Annotated in this window: 13 protein-coding genes and 2 tRNA genes; 2 read left to right on the top strand and 13 right to left on the bottom strand. The window is 64.4% G+C overall.

The annotated features are described in order from the left end of the window. Positions 1-12: 12 nt before the first annotated feature. From F468_RS0103850 to F468_RS0103825, 6 genes are all read right to left on the bottom strand, one after another. On the bottom strand, positions 13-1494 hold the full coding sequence (locus tag F468_RS0103850; protein ID WP_018138776.1) for an AMP nucleosidase: 1482 nt from the start codon (positions 1492-1494) through the stop codon (positions 13-15). 68 nt (positions 1495-1562) lie between these two features. Continuing rightward, a complete protein-coding gene (locus F468_RS0103845) occupies positions 1563-3155 on the bottom strand; it encodes a Na/Pi cotransporter family protein (protein ID WP_018138777.1) in 1593 nt (530 codons plus the stop codon). 290 nt (positions 3156-3445) lie between these two features. Further along, positions 3446-4096: a TorF family putative porin gene (locus F468_RS0103840; protein WP_018994642.1), complete on the bottom strand. Its 651-nt coding sequence runs from the start codon at positions 4094-4096 to the stop codon at positions 3446-3448. Positions 4097-4179: 83 nt separating this feature from the next. Next, a complete protein-coding gene (gene mgtE, locus F468_RS0103835; RefSeq protein WP_018138779.1) occupies positions 4180-5565 on the bottom strand; it encodes a magnesium transporter in 1386 nt (461 codons plus the stop codon). A gap of 607 nt (positions 5566-6172) precedes the next feature. Beyond that, positions 6173-7744, bottom strand: coding sequence for a PAS domain-containing methyl-accepting chemotaxis protein (locus F468_RS0103830; RefSeq protein ID WP_018994641.1), 1572 nt, complete (start codon positions 7742-7744; stop codon positions 6173-6175). Positions 7745-7900: 156 nt separating this feature from the next. Continuing rightward, positions 7901-9274, bottom strand: a complete 1374-nt coding sequence (locus F468_RS0103825; RefSeq protein ID WP_018994640.1) for an HDOD domain-containing protein — start codon at positions 9272-9274, stop codon at positions 7901-7903. A gap of 109 nt (positions 9275-9383) precedes the next feature. Here F468_RS0103825 and motA point away from each other — a divergent pair, with 109 nt between their 5' ends. After that, complete coding sequence (gene motA / locus F468_RS0103820) at positions 9384-10235, top strand: flagellar motor stator protein MotA (protein ID WP_018138782.1); 852 nt, start codon at positions 9384-9386, stop codon at positions 10233-10235. A 19-nt stretch (positions 10236-10254) separates the two neighbouring features. Next, complete coding sequence (motB, locus tag F468_RS0103815; protein ID WP_018174654.1) at positions 10255-11232, top strand: flagellar motor protein MotB; 978 nt, start codon at positions 10255-10257, stop codon at positions 11230-11232. Between the two features lie 216 nt (positions 11233-11448). Here motB and F468_RS0103810 read toward each other — a convergent pair. From F468_RS0103810 to tig, 7 genes are all read right to left on the bottom strand, one after another. Beyond that, a tRNA-Asp gene (locus F468_RS0103810) sits at positions 11449-11525 on the bottom strand. A 31-nt stretch (positions 11526-11556) separates the two neighbouring features. Continuing rightward, positions 11557-11632: transfer RNA gene (locus tag F468_RS0103805), tRNA-Val, on the bottom strand. 11 nt (positions 11633-11643) lie between these two features. Beyond that, positions 11644-11916: an HU family DNA-binding protein gene (locus tag F468_RS0103800; RefSeq protein ID WP_012981989.1), complete on the bottom strand. Its 273-nt coding sequence runs from the start codon at positions 11914-11916 to the stop codon at positions 11644-11646. A gap of 249 nt (positions 11917-12165) precedes the next feature. Beyond that, on the bottom strand, positions 12166-14631 hold the full coding sequence (gene lon / locus F468_RS0103795) for an endopeptidase La (protein ID WP_018138784.1): 2466 nt from the start codon (positions 14629-14631) through the stop codon (positions 12166-12168). Between the two features lie 108 nt (positions 14632-14739). Further along, the gene (gene clpX, locus F468_RS0103790; RefSeq protein ID WP_018138785.1) at positions 14740-16017 is read right to left on the bottom strand and encodes an ATP-dependent Clp protease ATP-binding subunit ClpX; all 1278 of its coding nucleotides are present in this window, start codon (positions 16015-16017) and stop codon (positions 14740-14742) included. Positions 16018-16133: 116 nt separating this feature from the next. After that, positions 16134-16808, bottom strand: a complete 675-nt coding sequence (gene clpP / locus F468_RS0103785) for an ATP-dependent Clp endopeptidase proteolytic subunit ClpP (protein WP_018138786.1) — start codon at positions 16806-16808, stop codon at positions 16134-16136. Continuing rightward, positions 16805-18112, bottom strand: a complete 1308-nt coding sequence (gene tig, locus F468_RS0103780) for a trigger factor (protein WP_018174653.1) — start codon at positions 18110-18112, stop codon at positions 16805-16807. The genes clpP and tig overlap by 4 nt, the downstream gene beginning before the upstream one ends. Positions 18113-18178: the final 66 nt, after the last annotated feature.

Below are 18178 nucleotides of genomic sequence, written 5' to 3'. Positions count from 1 at the left end.
TATCTCGAGGCGCTACAGGAACGCCGTTTCGTTGAAGGAACGCAGCTTGCGACTGTGGATTTCCTCGATGGGCATGTCGCGCAGCGACTCCATTGCGCGAATCCCGATCTGCAGGTGGCGCGACACCTGTGTTCGGTAGAAGCTCGACGCCATGCCTGGCAGTTTCAGTTCACCGTGAAGCGGCTTGTCGGATACGCACAGCAGCGTCCCGTAGGGGACGCGAAAGCGGAACCCATTGGCCGCGATGGTTGCGCTTTCCATATCCAGGGCGATCGCCCGAGACTGGCTGAGGCGCTGCACCGGCCCGGACTGCTCCCGCAACTCCCAGTTCCGATTGTCGATGGTGGCTACCGTGCCGGTGCGCATGATCTGCTTCAGGTCGTAGCCTTCGAGCTGCGTGATCTCCGCCACGGCATCCTGAAGCGCGATCTGAATCTCGGCCAAAGCCGGAATCGGCACCCATACGGGCAGATCGGCATCGAGCACGTGGTCTTCGCGCAGGTAGGCATGGGCGAGAACGAAATCCCCCAGCGCCTGAGAGCTTCGCAGCCCGGCGCAATGACCCACCATCAGCCAGGCACGCGGGCGCAGCACGGCGATATGGTCGGTGGCAGTTTTCGCATTCGATGGCCCCACACCGATATTGACCAGCGTCACCCCCGCCCCGCCCGGACGCTGCAGGTGGAAGGCCGGCATCTGCGGCAAGCGGGGCCGTGCGGGGATCGGCGCGTCAGGGTCGGTGATCACGACATCCCCCGGCGCCACGAGCGCGGTGTAGCCGCTGCCGGGATCGCTTAGCTGTGCACGGGCGAAGGCCTCGAACTCGTCCATGTAGAACTGGTAATTGGTGAACAGGACGTGGTTCTGGAAATGCTCGGGCGCAGTGCCCGTGTAATGCGCAATCCGCGCCAGCGAGTAATCCACCCGCTGCGCGCTGAACAGGGCCAGCGGCAGGGAGCCGTCCTCGCGCGCCACGGCGTCACCATTGGCGGCCTCGTCATTCATGGTGGCCAGATCCGGCACATCGAAATGGTCGCGCAGCGAGCGCTCCTGCCCGTCATGCTCCAGCGGCTTCACCTCACCCCTGCCGGCCATGGCAAATTGCAGGGGTATCGGCGTTGTGGAGGGACCCACGCTGACCGGGACGCCATGGTTCTGCATTAGCAACGTGATCTGCTGATGCAGGTAATCCCGGAACAGGTCCGGGCGGGTCACCGTTGTCGTATACGTTCCCGGCTCCGTTACGTGGCCGAAGCTCAGGCGCGAATCGATCGGATCGAAGCGCGAGGTGGAAAAACGGATTTCCGGATAGCAAGCCCTGAAACGGGCCGCCGGCAGCTCACCTCTGGAAACACCATCAAACGCTTCGACAAGAAATCGTGTTGCGGTCGCGTAGAGCTCTTCCAGGCAGGCGACCGCCTGGTCGGCATCCGTAAAAGAGCGAAACTCGGGCACCGCAGGGGCCTGAATTGGAGGCAAGCTGTTCGGCGTCATCCGGATTCTCCTTTCTGTTTGGCCAGTGCCTCGGTGCCTGAATCGCATCAGCTCGGTAACAAGCATACTTACGTGTCCAGCGCCTCGACCTCCGGTTCGTTGCGGCAGTAGACGTACGCGACACCGCTCAGACGGCGATTGAGCTGCTGGAAGTCATCGAGGATCTCCCAGACCGGGTACGGCAGGCCGATCTGCGTGCGCTTCGCCTGGATCAGCCAGCGGCTGTTCTCCTGCTTGCGTTCCAGGATCTTGCGCCCGAACTCGGGGCGCTCGCGCATCAGCATCCGCGCCACGGTGTTCATCTGCTGCGAGAGCCGCGTCGCGGCCTCGGCCAACACCGGGCGCGCGGCGTCCAGCGCGTTGGGATGTGTCCGCACGAGGCGCTCGACATCCTCGTAGAGGTTCGGACCCAGCGTGCGCACGATGACCGGCAGTTCGCGCATGAAGTCGTCCAGAGTCTCCTTCAGGACCTGGTCGTCCTCATCCAGCGCGTCGTCGGGGATGCCGTCCAGGAACTCCACCAGTTCGTCGCGAACCTCCAGGATCTGCCAGCGCCGATGATCCATCTCCGTCTTGAGCCCGGGCGGAAGCGCACCCTCGGACAGCGCGAGCATCGCCCGCTCGCGGATCAGGTGCAGCTGATCGAACACCTTCAGTGTCTCACGCAGCACGGCGTTCAGGGCCAGGGCTGGATTCTGCAGGAGCAGCGGGTCGAGACTGGTCGCCGCGGAGGGCTCGGCGGCGGGCTTGGGAACCAGGACACGGACCCAGCGCCCGAGCAGAGGCGCGAACAGGATCGCCGCACAGGCAGCCAGATTGAACAGGGTATGGCCCCAGGCCGCCTGCTGCGGGAGGGTACCGGGCAGCGACTCCAGCGATGCCAGCGGAACGGTCAGCAACACGGCGGTGAGCGCGACCACCAGCGGCCCCTTGACCAGAAAATTGGCCAGACCGAGCCGGCGCCCCTGGCGATCGCCCCAGCCGGCAACCAACACCGTCAGCACCAGACCGATGTTCGCGCCCAGTACCCACAGCAGAAGCATCGTCAGGTCCACCTGCCCGCTTGCGACCAGCGCAAGCGCGAGCGCAATCGACGCCGTGGCGCTCTGCATCAGCAGCGTCAGCAGCGCAGCGCCGATCAGAAACAGCAGGGGGAGCTGCCCCAGCGCGGCGAAGAGATTGACCACGGCGGGATCATTGCCCAGCGAGCGAGCGGCCTCGCCCAGCAGCCCCATCCCCAGCAGCATGAAACCGAACGCCAGCAGCGCCTGCCCGATTCCCCGCGGCCGTGGGGCCTCGACGTACAGGAACAACGCCGCGCCCAGGGCGACGAACAGGCCCGCGAATGCCTGCAGGTCGAAGGACAACACCTGGATCAGCGCCGTCGTGCCCAGTTGCGCCCCCAGCAGAACCGCGAGCACGTTTTCCCAGGCGACATTCCCGCGGCGGGTCATCTGCACCGAGAGCAGGGCCGCGGCCGTCGACGAGGGCATTACGACCCCGCCCGCGACACCACCGACCCATGCGCGGGGGCGAGTGCGGGTAAAGCCCTGCAGCCAGTCGATCAGGTCACCGCCCATCGCCCGCGCGAAGCCCTTGCGCAGGAAGCGCAGGCCGAACAGGATCAGCAGGACGCCTGCTACGAGATTGATCATTTCCATCGCGGCACCTGTGCAGCGGTTCGCGCTCAGTTTGTGTACTTGCAGGCTCCGGGGCCCTGTCCCGGAGCTTCGGTTTTGGGAAACGGGTCTGCTCACCGCTGCCAGGCGGCTGGTTATCTGCCAGCCGTTCGGGCAGCAGGGAACGCTGCGCAATCTGAACGGCAGCTACGGGCCCGCCCTGGCAGTCACAACGCTCCTTTCCGGACTCGGATCCTGCAAAAGAAAACGGGCCGCCTCCCGGCTCGGAGTCCCGGAAGACGGCCCGCTGGTCAGTGTCCGGAGCGGACGCGTCAGAAGCTCAGAGTGTAGCCGGCCACGAAGAGGTCCTGAGCACCGCTCTCGTCGCGCGAGGCGTAGGTGAGCGAGAAGGTGCCGAAGTCGGTCGCGTGCGCCGCGCCCAGTTCCCAGAACTTCGCGCCGTTGTCATCGGCCGGATCGTCATAGCCGAGCCCGCCGAAGAGCTCGGTACGCGGGGCCACCTCGTGCCCGGCCCCGACGAACCAGACGCGGCTGCCCTCGGCATCGCGATCGTCGGCGTGGGCGACATACGCCACCTCGGCGAATAGCGGCCCCCAATCGGCGCCCAGGAACAGCTCACCCTCGTCTTCGTCATCCAGGCTGGAGTAATGGGAGTACTCGTAGCCGAATTCGATGCCGATCGGGCCAGCGTCGAAGCCATAGCCGACGAACGGGACGATCTCGGTGCCACGGCCACTGCCCAGGCTGGAGGCCTGCACACCGGTGAACACGCCGGTGGGGAAGCCCAGCTCGAAGCCGCCCTGCACCACCGGGTCGTTGTCGGACTTGGACGCACCGTCGTCGATGTAGTCGGTGAACACGCCGATGTTGAATTCGGCCTCGGTGGCCTGGGCCGCCGAGATGCCGAAGGCGAATACACTGGCTGCGGCCAGCACGCCGCGATGGAAGTTTCGATGGTTCATGTCAATTCCTCTTCTATCAAACGTTCGTTACGGGCGTGTTGCCGGATTCTGTCTCCGGCAACACGGTTCGGATTCCCCGGCATTCAGGCCGGCATGTGCGCACTCAGCAGCCAGGCGGCCATGCCGAAGTACACGGCCAGCCCGGTGAAATCCTTGATGGTCGTGATGAACGGGTCCGCGCCTGGCGCATGGTCCACACCGATCTTCAGCAGTACCCACGGAAGCAGGAAGCCCAGGATCGACGCGGTAAACACCGAGACAAACAGTGCCACGCCAACCACGATGCCCAGCTCCGGGATGCCGTTCGGCGCACCCTGCCAGAAGTGGGCGATGGTACCGGCGATGACGGCCATCACAACCCCCATGGCCAGGCCTACGCCCCCCTCTCGGACCAGATGCGCGCGGAAGAAGCGGCCCAGGTTGATATGCCCCAGGGCGAGCCCGCGGGCGAAGATCGTGGTCGACTGCGTGCCAACGTTGCCGCCCATGTCCATCACCAGCGGGATGAAGATGGCCAGCGCGACCACCGCCGCCAGGGTGTCCTCGAAGAAGTCGATCACCCCGCCTACGGCCAGACCACCCGCCAGCGTCACCATCAGGAAGGCCATGCGCACCTTGACCGCATAGCCGATCCCGCCGGAGGTCAGCTTCTCCGAGCGCACGACATCCTTCTGGTGCAGCAGGTCGCCGATCCCGGCCTTCTTGTAGAAGTCCTCCGAGGTGTCTTCCTCGAGCACGTCCATCGCGTCGTCGATGCGCAGCACCCCCACCAGCACGCCGTCGGCATCCACCACCGGCAGATACGGCAGATCCGTGCGCTGCAGCAGGCGGGCGGCCTCGACCTTGTCGCCGTCGGGCGTGGTGCAGAAGTCCTCCAGTTCGATCAGATCCCCAACCGTCTGGCCGGACTCCGCGCGGAACATCCGGCCCAGGCGCACCAGCCCCTTGTAGTGGTGGTCGCGATCGGTAATCAGCAGTGCGGCCCCGACATCGTCCGGCATATTGCGATCGTCGCGCAGGCGGGCGGTGACCTCGCTGACGGTCTCTTCCGGGGTCACCCAGAACACCGGGCGACGCATCACACGAGCCACGGTGTCCTCGTCCTGACGCCACAGGGCGCGCACCTTGTCGCGCTTGGCCCCGGGGAGGGCATCCAGGAGTTCGTCCGCCAGGGACTTGCCCACCAGCGTCAGAGACCGCGCCAGGGTGTAGGCCGGCAGGCTCTGGACCAGCTCGCGGGCCTCCGGCTCGGGCATGTGCTCGAACAGGATCGCCTGCTCTTCGTCATCCATCGCCAGGAAGATGGCGCGACGTTCGTTGGTATCCACGCCCTCCAGGATCACCCAGCGCGAACGCGGGTCCAGCTCGGACAGGCGGTTGGCGGTAATGGCCGGGACCGGATGGATCACCTCGTCGCGGGCAGCACCCACGTCACCGGCATGAATCATTTCCAGAATCTTGTCGTTCATTGCAATGCTCCTTGTGCTTAAAAAATAAAAAACGCACGCGGGGCATTACAAAAGACAAAAGAATCTCGTGACCGCTGGTGGCGGTCTCTTACAAAACCCCCATCAGCGAGACGAACACACTTTTACTTTTCTCACTGCCCCGCAGTGATGTTCCGGGTCTAGACCCGGGGTCGTCGTCTTCAGGCGCTGGCATGGCGGCCTCCTGCTGGTTATTCATGGATACAGTCCAATCCGTTACGCGCACGGCAACGTGCGCATCGGCCCGGAATCCGGGCAGAGGCGGAATATCATCGAATGGCATGGGGCAGCGCGCCACGCGCAAGGGCGGGCGCAATACGGGCTGAGGGGCTGGGGGGGCACCCGCGAGGGGCGCAAGGGGAAAGGCTTTCTGCCACCCCCCGGAGTCACGCATATCGCTGACACCGGGGGACACCACCGCACTACCGGGTGGCGGGACCCCGCTGGCAACGATATGCATGCTCGTACCGGCTACCGGCCCGACGCTCATGCATCCATCGACAACAGTCCATTGACAGACCTCTGCTACTCAAGATGGGCGCGATTGTAGTGACGACCATTCACTTTCGCAACCCCGAAAATAAAATTCTTATACGGCCTTTTGTTCAAAACGCTGGATCAGCGCCTTGAGTTCGGCGGCCTCGGCCAGCATGCGCGCGCTGGCGTCGCGCGCATGTGCGGAGACCGAACCGGTTTCGCTGGCGACATCGCGGATGGAGGTCACGTTGCGGTTGATCTCCTCGGAGACCGCGCTTTGTTCCTCGACCGCCGTGGCGATCTGGGTGTTCATCTCGGTGATCTGGGCGACGGCCTCGCGGATGGTAGTCAACGAATCCCCCGCCGCACGGGCCTTTTCAACCCCGTCGGCCGCCTGTTCCTGGCTGGCGCGCATGGCGGACATCGCCTCGCGGGCACCGTTTTGCAGGCTCTCGATCATGTTGCGGATGGTCACCGTGGACTCGTCGGTGCGCTGCGACAGTGAGCGCACCTCGTCGGCCACCACCGCAAAGCCGCGGCCGTGCTCGCCCGCGCGCGCGGCCTCGATCGCGGCGTTCAGCGCCAGCAGGTTGGTCTGTTCGGCAATCTCGCGGATCACACCCAGGATCTTGTCGATCTCCTCGGTGCTCGCCTCCAGCTTGCCCAGCTTCTCGGCAGTCGATTCGACCTCGGCCGCCATGCGGTTGATCACGGCAACCGTGTCGTTCACGACCTCCTGCCCGGCCCCGGTCTCCTGCTCGGCGTGGTTCGCGGCCTCGGCCGCGCGCGCGGAATTGCCGGCCATCTCCTGGATAGTCGAGCTCATCTCGTTCATCGCAGTGGCGACCTGGTCGATCTCGTTTTGCTGGCGCTCCACGCCCGAGGCCGTCTGATCGACGCTGCTGGCCATCGCCTGCGCGTCACCGGCCACCGCATCGGCCTTGTCCTCGATACGGCCCAGCACCGTGCGCAGCTTCGCCTCGTTGAAATGCTGGATCAACTCCAGCGACGCGCTGTCGTCGCGACGCCCGGTATAGATCGCCTCCATCACGGGGTTGTCGAACTGTTCGCGGGCGCGGTTAACCGCCTGCCGGATACCCGAGGTCAACGCCAGCGACACCACCCCACCGGCGACGAAGACCAGCGCCAGCAGGCCGGCCAGGACCAGCGGTGAAGGCGCCAGAAAGACCGCGGCCAGCGCCAGCAGGAAGCCCGCGAGCCAGGTCCCCGAAAGACGCCAGGTGAGGCTGTGATACCAGCGCCGCGCAAAACTCCGGCCCCGGTTGAGCGCGGCATAAACCTGCTCCGCGCGGGCGACATGCTCGCGCTCCGGGATGGCCCGCACCGACTCGTAACCGGTCTTGCGGCCGTGCTCGTAGGCAGGTGTTACAAAGGCATCCACCCAGTAGTGGTCACCGTCCTTGCGCCGGTTTTTGACGATACCCATCCACGGGTGGTCCGCCTTCAGGGTCTCCCACATGTTCGCGTAGGCGGCCTCCGGCATGTCCGGGTGGCGCACGATGTTGTGCGGCGAATGCTCCAGCTCTTCACAGTCGAAACCACTGACCGTCACGAAGTCATCGTTGGCATAGCGGATCCGGCCCTTCTCGTCGGTGGCCGAGATCAGGTCTCCGTGGGCCTCCAGGGAATACTCGGTCTGAGTAACGGGAAGGTTCTTGCGCATAAGGGACGATGTCCTATTGTTCCAGTGTCAGGGTGGAGCCGAAGCGGCAGACAGATGGCCTCGCCTTCATGCGGGACCATATATGCACCACCCGATATAACGGCCAGGGCCGTCGTAGCTTGAGGCACGGGCCAATTGATCGTGTGCGAGAAAAGACTAACCGGCGCTCGAGGCTGCCTGCACCACGCGGCAAAAACCCTTGAACGCGCGGTCATCGAGGGCATGCTGGCGACTGCGGCGATCGGCATACACCAGACCGACCACCTGGCCCTGGTCCCGCACCGGCGCATAAAAGGCATCGACCCCTCCTGTCAGGGCCTGGACCGCCTCCGGCAGCGCCACGCCCGGGTAGTGGCGCCCCCACCAGGTCGGCATGTCATCCTCCAGCACGGCCTCCAGCGGGCCCAGGGCCGAACGATGGATCACGAAGTGACTAAATTCCGGCTCGTGCAGTGTGCCGACCATGTGCTCGGCTCGCAGTGATTCGCCATCACGCGCAAGCCGGGCGAACACCACCCGGTTCAGTCCCAGCCCGAACTGCATCACGCGCAATATGCGCCGCAGCCGCGACACGCGGTTGGTGTCCTGTTGTAGTCGCACCAGCCCCTCCTCCAGCACATCCGCACGTGGGCAAAGCGCGAGGCGCGTGCGGTGGCGCACGCCGAGCCAGACCGACCCGGGTGTCGCGGGATTCAGGGGCTCGATGTGATACAGGTCGACGTCGTCATTGAAGCGATCGATGATCTCCGACAGCCGGTCCGCGACGACCTTCTCGTTGACTCCGGTCAGGCCGGCCAACAGGCGCAGATCGCGATCGCCCCGCACCGTGTCCATCCCGCGCATGATCTGCCAGGCCACCGCACTGGCGACCATGACCTCAAAGGCGCGCGGATGCGCGGCGTTGACCGCGCGCTGAGTCCCCACGACCAGTTCGGGCAGCTCCATCGCCTCGGTCATCGCACGCGACAGGTCGTCGGTCGCGTAGCCCAGCGCGGTATAGCTGGCCTCGTCGGGAAGGGCGTTGAGCTCCAGCATGGCAAGCAGGCGGCCCAGGCGTGGCTCACCAGCCACCAGGAGACCGAGCAGGCCCAGCTGATTCAGCAGGGCGGCCAGACCGACTTCCGCCGGCTCGGAGTCGCGTCGACGCTGGGCCACGTCGGCCGCGATCATCGCCGCCAGCCGCGACTGGGCCGCCACCTGCCGATATCGCTGCGGTTCACGCACGACCTCACCAACCGGCGGGGCCGTGCGGACTTCATCGCAGACGTTCTGCAGACCGAGCATGGCGATGGCATCGGGCACCGAATGCACCTCCTGGCGCATACCGCGGCGCGAGCCGTTCGCCCGCAGGACCAGACGCAGTGCAAGGCCGGGGTCGCGCTCCGCCCACTGGCCCAAATCCCGCAAGGAGCGCTGCACCAGCGCGTCCGGCTGGGAAAAGGCGACTGCACTGGCTTCCAGAATCGGCCAGTCGAGTCCAGCCAGGCGACGTGCCTGGTCGCTATAGGGCGCGCCCTCATCCTTGGCCATGCTGTACCTCGCGCGGGGGAGTCGTTATCGTTATGGCCGTCACTATATCAACAGCGAAAGCGTGACCGGCGTCACTTTCGCCCATCGACCAGCTCGGGGTTCCCGTTTCGTGAAGTATTTTCTTGGCATCGTCGTCGTATTCTCGTCGGTCTTCGGGGGGTACTACTTTCATGGCGGCGACCTTCGGGTCATGTGGCAGCCATACGAATACTGGATCATCGGGGGTGCAGCGCTGGGCGCATTCCTGATCGCCAATCCGCCTCGAGTCGTCATCACCGTCTTCAAGTCCATCCCCAGCCTGATGAAGGGTAGCAAGTACAAGTCGGACGACTACCTCGACCTGCTCGCACTGATGTACAAGCTCTTCACCAAGGCCCGCAAGGAAGGGCTGATGGGGGTGGAGAATGACATCGAGGAGCCGGAGAACAGCGAGATCTTTCAGGCCCACCCGCGGATCCTGCAGGATCACCACGCGATGGAGTTCATCACCGATTACATGCGCCTGATCATCTCCGGCAGCATGAACCCGCATGAACTCGATGCCCTGATGGATCTGGACCTCGAGACCCATCACGAGGAATCCCACAAGCCCGCCCACGCCGTGCACCGCGTTGCGGAGGCCCTGCCCGGCTTCGGGATCGTCGCCGCGGTGCTGGGGATCGTAATGACCATGGGCAGGCTCGACGGCTCGATCGAGGAGATCGGCTCGAGCGTGGCGGCCGCGCTGGTCGGTTCCTTCCTCGGGATCCTGCTGGCTTACGGCTTTGCCGGACCGACCTCGACGGCGCTCGAGACCCGCGCCCAGGAAGAAGCCAAGTTCCTGCAGTGCATCAAGGCCTGCATCCTGGCCAATGTCCAGGGCTACAGCCCGCAGGTCGCCGTCGAGTTTGGCCGCAAGACCATGGAAGGCGCCATGCGCCCGAGCTTTACCGAGCTCGAGGAGCACGTGAAGGGGGCCTGACCGCCTCCGGATCAGCCACATGGGCGTCGAGGACAAGACCCAGCCGATCATCGTCAAAAAGAAGGTGGTCAAGGGCGGCCACCACGGTGGCGCGTGGAAGATCGCGTTTGCCGACTTCACCCTCGCGATGATGGGTTTCTTCCTGGTGTTATGGCTGCTCGTGGCGCTGGACGACGAACAACGCGCCGGCATATCCGAGTACTTCCAGAACCCTTCCGCATTCGTCGGCGAGGCCGCCGCGCCCGGCCAGGCACCGGGCGATGGGACCGGGGTCGATCCATCGCTGATCGACTTCGAGGGCATGCCCGAGCTGATCCAGGACCCCGAGGCCATGGAGGCACCCATGGGGCTGGATGGAGAGGCGTTGGACGAGCTGGCCGAAGCCCGCGACCGCGAGGCCCTGGAGGCACTTCAGGAAGCCTTGGAGGAAGCCCTGGGCCAGAGCCAGGCCCTGGAGCCCTACAAGGACCAGTTGCTGCTGGATATCACTCCCGAGGGACTGCGCATCCAGATCATCGACCGCGAGAATCGCCCGATGTTCGACACCGCCAGCTCCACTCCTCTTCCGCACGCCGACGCGATCCTGCGCGAGCTCGCAAGCCTGATCAACCAGGTGCCGAATCGCATCTCGATCACCGGCCACACCGATGCCCGCCCCTTGCTGCGTCCGGACTACTCCAACTGGGAGCTTTCGACCGACCGCGCCAATGCCGCACGCCGTGCGCTGATTGCGGGCGGGGCCGAATCGGGACAGGTCGCGCGGGTCGTGGGCCTGGCCGACAGCGTACCGTTCACCCGCGACGACCCGGAGGCGGCCATCAACCGACGCATCTCCATCATCGTGCTCAACCAGGAGGCCGAAGAAGCGATGCGCAAGAGCCTTGAGGGCGAGACCTACGCACCAGAATCCACCCCCTCCCCTGAGAGCGAGAACGGCCCGGGCACACCGATCGATCCCCAAGCGCCCATCGACGAAACTCGCCCAAGCGACACCTGAGCGCTACGGCTCCCTCTCGCGCGCGCCCCAAGCAAGGTGCGCTCGCAGCAACAGCGCCGACCGCGTACCGAGCTCAAGCCAGGCCGTATGCGCCGCGGCAGCCCCTCTTTCCCGTGCACCAAAAGACAAAGGGTCGCTTCTCGCGAACGGGTGGGGGGCGGCCTGGGCTGTACGACAGGCAAAGAAAAAGGCGCCCGAAGGCGCCTTTCTCAGATATGGCGGAGCGGACGGGACTCGAACCCGCGACCCCCGGCGTGACAGGCCGGTATTCTAACCAACTGAACTACCGCTCCAAATTTTCTTCATGCAGCCAGTCAGGCTGCATGGTGGGTGCTGACGGGTTCGAACCGCCGACATTCGCCTTGTAAGGGCGACGCTCTACCAACTGAGCTAAGCACCCGATAAAGCGCACTAGTTTACGCGATCCTTGAGCGCTTTACCAGCCTTGAAAGAAGGCGTTTTGGAGGCAGCGATCTGGATGGACTGGCCAGTACGCGGGTTACGGCCGGTGCGGGCTTCGCGCTCGCGGACGAGGAAGGTGCCAAAGCCCACCAGGGAGACCTGGTCGCCCTTGGCCAGAGTATCGCCCACCACGGTCACCATGGCGTCCAGCATGCGGCCGGCCTGGGCCTTCGGGACATCGGCTTCTGCGGCGATCGCGTCGATCAGTTCGGATTTATTCATGAAGCGCTTCCTTATCTCAGTGGTGACTCAGGCTTACGGCCCGATGAAGGCCAAGCTTACACCAGCGCGGGGAGGGTTCTCCATCCTGTCGCGGGCTTGCCCAGCCGGGAATCAAATAATGCGATTGGGGTTATATCAAGGGGCTCGAAAAAGTGTCAAACAAGCGTTACACAACCCCTGCGGTTCACTGTACGCCACGGCGCAAAAAAACCGCGGCCGAAGCCGCGGTTTTGATTGCAAATCCGTTGCTTAGTGGTGCCGGACCCGGCGTCGGCCCGATTCCTTGGCCGGCTTCACGGCCTCCTCGACCTTGGCCGGTGTCTCGCCGCCCTTGGCCTCCGGCAGGTGCGTGAGCGCCACCTCGAACACCTCGTCGATCCAGCGTACCGGGCGGATATCGAGCTTGTTCTTGATGTTCTTCGGGATATCCACCAGGTCCTTTTCGTTCTCCTCGGGGATCAGCACCGTGCGGATCCCGCCACGATGGGCCGCCAGCAGCTTCTCCTTGAGCCCGCCGATCGGCAGCACCTGACCCCGCAGGGTGATCTCGCCGGTCATCGCCACGTCGGCACGTACCGGGATGCCGGTCAGCGCCGAGACGATGGCCGTGCACATCGCGATACCGGCCGAGGGGCCGTCCTTGGGCGTGGCGCCCTCGGGGACATGGATGTGCAGGTCTTTCTTCTCGTGGAAGTTCTCCTCGACCCCCAGGGACTCGGCACGCGAGCGCACGACGGTCAGGGCCGCATGGATCGACTCCTGCATCACGTCGCCGAGCTTGCCGGTCTGCTGGGTCTTGCCCTTGCCCGGGACGACCGTCGCCTCGATGGTCAACAGTTCGCCACCGACCTCGGTCCACGCCAGGCCAGTCACCTGGCCGATCTGATCGTTCTCCTCGGCCAGGCCGAAGCGGAAGCGCCGCACACCCAGGTACTTGTCCAGGGTCTTCGGGGTGACCGACGTGGTGCGGTCACGCTCCTTGCCCTTGGCCAGGAGACGCTGCTTGACCACCTTGCGGCAGATCTTGGCGATCTCGCGCTCCAGGGCGCGCACACCCGCCTCGCGGGTGTAGTAGCGCACGACGTCGCGCACCGCGGCATCGGAGATATTGATCTCGTCCGGCTTCAGGCCGTTGGTCTTGATCTGCTTCGGTACCAGGTAGGTATGGGCGATGTTGACCTTCTCGTCCTCGGTGTAGCCGGACAGGCGGATGACCTCCATACGATCCAGCAGCGGACCGGGGATGTTCATCGAATTGGCCGTGGCCACGAACATCACGTCGGAGAGGTCGTAATCGACCTCCAGGTAGTGGTCGCTGAAGGTATGGTTCTGCTCCGGGTCCAGGACCTCGAGCATCGCCGAGGCCGGATCGCCGCGGAAATCCATCGCCATCTTGTCGATCTCGTCGAGCAAAAACAGCGGGTTGCGCACCCCGACCTTGGACAGGTTCTGGACAATCTTGCCCGGGAGGGAGCCGATATAGGTCCGGCGGTGACCGCGGATCTCGGCTTCGTCACGGACACCGCCAAGGGCCATGCGCGAGAACTTGCGGTTGGTTGCGCGCGCGATGGACTGGCCCAGCGAGGTCTTGCCGACCCCCGGGGGACCGACCAGGCAGAGGATCGGGCCCTTCAGCTTGCGCACACGCGACTGCACGGCGAGGTATTCAAGGATGCGCTCCTTGACCTCTTCCAGGCCGTAGTGGTCCTCGTTGAGGATCTTCTCGGCACGGGCCAAGTCCTTGCTGACCCGGGTCTTCTTCTTCCACGGGACATTGACCAGCCAGTCGATGTAGCTGCGCACGACGGTGGCCTCGGCCGACATCGGCGACATCATCTTCAGCTTGTTCAGCTCGGCGGTGGCCTTCTTCTTGGCCTCCGCCGGCATGCCGGCCTGCTCGATCTTCTCGGCCAGGTCTTCCTGTTCGTTTGGCGCATCCTCGAGATCGCCCAGCTCCTTCTGAATGGCCTTCATCTGCTCATTCAGGTAGTACTCGCGCTGGGACTTCTCCATCTGCTGCTTCACGCGGCCGCGGATCTTCTTCTCGATCTGCAGCACGTCCATCTCGCCCTCGATCTTGGCGACCAGGTGCTCGAGACGCGCACGCACGTTGGCGATCTCGAGGACCTGCTGCTTCTCCTCGAGCTTCAGCGACATGTGCGCAGCAATGGTGTCAGCCAGACGCGAGGTGTCGTCGATCCCGGCCAGCGAGGTCAGGATCTCCGGCGGGACCTTCTTGTTCAGCTTGATGTACTGCTCGAACTGATTGAGCGCGGAGCGGCCGAGGACCTCGAGTTCCTTCTCCTCGGTGTCGTACTCCTCCTCGATCATGCGGATATCGGCGGTGAAGTAGTCCTCTTCCTTCTCGGCATTGCCGGTCGTGGAGACATCCATCACGCGCGCGCGCTGGGCGCCCTCGACCAGCACCTTGATCGTGCCATCGGGCAGGCGCAGCAATTGCAGGATGTTGCCGAGGGTACCGATCTCGTGCAGATCGCCGGCCTCGGGCTCGTCCACCTCGGCGCTCTTCTGCGCCACCAGCAGGACCTGCTTGTTCTGGGCCATGGCGGAATCCAGCGCGCGGATCGACTTCTCGCGACCCACAAACAGCGGGATGACCATGTGCGGATACACCACGACATCGCGCAGCGGCAGGACCGCGACGCGCTTCACGGGGGAATCCACCTCGTTCTGGGAGGAGTGTTGGTCGGTCATGTGGCCCCCTCAGGGCTTGACGAATGTACGGGAGAGATGGGGGCGCCCTGACCGTTTTTCAAGCCGGGGCCAGCCCCATGCCCGCCCCCTGTGCATGACCGCGAAGTTTCAGGAATCCGCAGCGGCCTGCTTGGAGAACGATGCGTTCTCGTAGATGAGGTAGGGCTCGGCGTCTCCGCGGATCACGGCTTCGTCGATCACCACCTTGCTGACGCCCTCCATCGAGGGCAGCTCGTACATGGTGTCGAGCAGGATGTTCTCCATGATGGTGCGCAGGCCCCGGGCGCCGGTCTTGCGCTCCATCGCCTTGTGGGCGATCGCGGCCAGGGCATCGTCCCGGAACTCGAGCTCCACGCCTTCCATATCGAACAGACGGGCGTATTGCTTGACCAGCGCGTTCTTCGGCTGGGTCAGGATGGTGATCAGCGCATCCTCGTCCAGTTCGTCCAGCGTCGCCTGCACCGGCAGACGACCGACGAACTCGGGGATCAGGCCATAGCGCACCAGGTCGTCGGCCTCCAGCTGTTTCAGCCACTGGCCGCCGCTCTTGCTCTCGTCCTTGGAGCTGACCTCGGCAGAGAAACCGATACCACCCTTCTCCGCGCGCTGCTGGATGATTTTCTCCAGGCCGGAGAAGGCGCCGCCGCAGATGAACAGGATGTTGCGGGTATCGACCTGCAGGAACTCCTGCTGTGGATGCTTGCGCCCGCCCTGCGGCGGCACGGAGGCCGTGGTGCCCTCGATCAGCTTCAGCAGGGCCTGCTGCACACCCTCGCCCGAGACATCGCGGGTGATCGAGGGATTGTCCGATTTGCGCGAGACCTTGTCGATCTCGTCGATGTAGACGATGCCGTTTTCGGCCTTCTCCACATCGTAGTCGCACTTCTGCAGCAGCTTCTGGATGATGTTCTCGACGTCCTCGCCCACGTAACCGGCCTCGGTCAGCGTGGTCGCGTCGGCGATGGTGAACGGTACGTTGAGCACCCGCGCCAGCGTCTCGGCCAGCAGCGTCTTGCCGGAACCGGTCGGGCCGATCAGCATGATGTTGGACTTGGACAACTCGACGTCGTCCTTGCCGGCTCGGGCCTCGAGGCGCTTGTAGTGGTTGTACACCGCGACCGAGAGGATCTTCTTCGCGGAGTTCTGCCCGATCACGTAGTCGTCGAGGATCTCGCGGATCTCGCGCGGCTTGGGCAGCGAATCGCGCTCGGTATGCCCCGCCTCCTGCATCTCCTCGCGAATGATGTCGTTGCAAAGCTCGACACACTCGTCGCAGATAAACACGGAGGGACCCGCGATCAGCTTGCGCACTTCGTGCTGACTCTTCCCGCAGAAAGAGCAGTACAGAAGCTTGCCGTCGGCGGAGGGGGTCTTGTCGTCGCTCATCCGTATGCCTCGGTTGCGCTATCAGGGTTTCTCAGAACATGCCCCGTTTGCAGCCACGTTGCAAACGGACCGGGCGCGAGTCCGGTATATCCCGCTCGCACCCAGCCTGGCTTGGATCAGGACTTGTCCTTCTTGCCGGCTTCCTTGTCGCCGGTGTCCGGCGCGCCGCGGCTGGAGAGGACGTTGTCCACCAGGCCGTAGTCCTTAGCCTCCACTGCGGTCATGAAACGGTCACGATCCGTGTCCTGCTCCACCTGCTCCACGGTCTGCCCGGTGTGGTGAGCGAGTACGCGGTTGAGCTCCTCGCGGATCTTCAGGATCTCGCGGGCGTGGATGTCGATATCCGATGCCTGCCCCTGGAACCCGCCCAGCGGCTGGTGGATCATGACCCGCGAGTGCGGCAGGGAGTAACGCTTGCCCGGGGCACCACCGGCCAACAGCACCGCGCCCATGCTCGCGGCCTGGCCGACACACAGGGTGCTCACCTGGGGCTTGATGAACTGCATGGTGTCGTAGATCGCCATGCCCGCGGTCACGGCCCCGCCCGGGGAGTTGATGTACAGGCTGATCTCCTTGTCCGGGTTTTCCGATTCGAGGAACAGCAGCTGGGCCACGATCACGTTGGCCATGTAGTCCTCGACCGGACCCACACAGAAGATGACCCGGTCCTTCAGCAACCGGGAGTAGATGTCATAGGCGCGCTCGCCGCGGGCGGTCTGCTCGACCACCATCGGGACCAGATTCAGCCCCTGGGCATGCTGCGCCCCCTGACCGGCCATGTCGTGGCTCATTCAGTCGACTCCTTATTCGGATTCATGACGTCCTGGAAGCTGGTCTTTTTCTCGGTGACCTTGGCCTGATCGACGATCCAGTCGACCACCTGGTCCTCGAGCACCAGCGACTCCAGGTTGCTCTTCGCCTGCGGGTTGGAGCGGTAGTACTGCTTGACCTCTTCCGGGTCCTCGTAGGTGGCCGCCATGTCTTCCAGGTCACGCTCGACCCGCTCCGCGTCCACCTCGAACCCCTTCTGGTCGATGATGGCGCGCAGGGACAGACCCAGGCGCACGCGGCGCTTGGCCTCCTCCTCGAACAGACTGTCGGGGAGCGGCTGGGTCTGCTGGGCACCACCGAAGCGCTTCTCGGCCTCCTCGCGCAGGCGATTGATCTCGGACTTCACCAGGGCATCCGGCAGGTCGAACCCATGGCGCTCGATAATCAGCTCCATGACCTGATTCTTGACCTTGCCCTTCAGCGCCTGGTTCAACTCGCGCTCCATATTGGACCGCACGTCGGCGCGAAGTTTCTCGACCGAGCCGTCTTCGATGCCGAATTTCTTCGCGAACTCTTCGTCCACCTCAGGCAGCTTGGGCCCCTCGACCTTCTTGATGGTCAGGGCGAACTGCGCGGTCTTGCCCTTCAGGTTCTCGGCCGGGTAGTCATCGGGGAAGGTGACGTCGATGGTCGGCTCTTCGCCGGTCTTCACGCCCTTGAGCTGCTTCTCGAAGTCTTCGATCAGACGGCCGGCACCCACTTCCACCTGGAAGTCTTCGGCCTTACCACCCTCGAACTCCTCGCCATCGATGCTGCCGACGAAGTCCAGCGTGATGCGATCGCCCTTCTTCGCCTTGCGCTTGACCTCCGCCCATTCCTTGTTCTGCTCGCGCAGGGAGTCGATCACGCGATCGATGTCCTCGTCGCCAATCTCGGCCACCGGGCGTTCGATCTCGGCATCGGAGAAATCGGCCACCTCGACCTCGGGAAAGACCTGAAAGCTCGCAACGAACTCGATCGGCTGCCCGCTTTCCACACTCTGCGGCTCGATACTCGGGTTCCCCGCAGGCTCCAGCCCTTCCTGCTGCACGGCCTCGCGGTAACTCTCCTGCAGGACTTCGCTCAGCACCTCCTGATAGACCCCGGCGCCGTAACGCTGGCGCACGACCTTCAGCGGGACCTTGCCCGGGCGAAAGCCGTCGAGCCGGACGCGCTTGGCCAGCGATTTCAGACGGTTGTCGACTTCGGTCTCGACGCGCTCGGGGGGGACCTGGATGGTCATCTTGCGTTCCAGGTTGCCGGTGGCTTCAACGGAAACTTGCATGAAGGGCCTCGCAATAGTTCAAAAATCGGTCATCCCTGCCGACCGCAGCACTCGCCGGCTGCCTGC

The organism is Thioalkalivibrio sp. ALJ2 (assembly GCF_000378325.1).
Taxonomy (GTDB): domain Bacteria; phylum Pseudomonadota; class Gammaproteobacteria; order Ectothiorhodospirales; family Ectothiorhodospiraceae; genus Thioalkalivibrio.
This window is presented reverse-complemented; position numbering and strand designations above follow the sequence as displayed.

What these genes read in the sequence shown, in the direction of transcription:
- F468_RS0103850 (WP_018138776.1), bottom strand. Translation starts at nt 1,494, where the DNA reads ATGACGCCGAACAGCTTGCCTCCAATTCAGGCCCCTGCGGTGCCCGAG.
- F468_RS0103845 (WP_018138777.1), bottom strand. Translation starts at nt 3,155, where the DNA reads ATGGAAATGATCAATCTCGTAGCAGGCGTCCTGCTGATCCTGTTCGGC.
- F468_RS0103840 (WP_018994642.1), bottom strand. Translation starts at nt 4,096, where the DNA reads ATGAACCATCGAAACTTCCATCGCGGCGTGCTGGCCGCAGCCAGTGTA.
- mgtE (WP_018138779.1), bottom strand. Translation starts at nt 5,565, where the DNA reads ATGAACGACAAGATTCTGGAAATGATTCATGCCGGTGACGTGGGTGCT.
- F468_RS0103830 (WP_018994641.1), bottom strand. Translation starts at nt 7,744, where the DNA reads ATGCGCAAGAACCTTCCCGTTACTCAGACCGAGTATTCCCTGGAGGCC.
- F468_RS0103825 (WP_018994640.1), bottom strand. Translation starts at nt 9,274, where the DNA reads ATGGCCAAGGATGAGGGCGCGCCCTATAGCGACCAGGCACGTCGCCTG.
- motB (WP_018174654.1), top strand. Translation starts at nt 10,255, where the DNA reads ATGGGCGTCGAGGACAAGACCCAGCCGATCATCGTCAAAAAGAAGGTG.
- F468_RS0103800 (WP_012981989.1), bottom strand. Translation starts at nt 11,916, where the DNA reads ATGAATAAATCCGAACTGATCGACGCGATCGCCGCAGAAGCCGATGTC.
- lon (WP_018138784.1), bottom strand. Translation starts at nt 14,631, where the DNA reads ATGACCGACCAACACTCCTCCCAGAACGAGGTGGATTCCCCCGTGAAG.
- clpX (WP_018138785.1), bottom strand. Translation starts at nt 16,017, where the DNA reads ATGAGCGACGACAAGACCCCCTCCGCCGACGGCAAGCTTCTGTACTGC.
- clpP (WP_018138786.1), bottom strand. Translation starts at nt 16,808, where the DNA reads ATGAGCCACGACATGGCCGGTCAGGGGGCGCAGCATGCCCAGGGGCTG.
- tig (WP_018174653.1), bottom strand. Translation starts at nt 18,112, where the DNA reads ATGCAAGTTTCCGTTGAAGCCACCGGCAACCTGGAACGCAAGATGACC.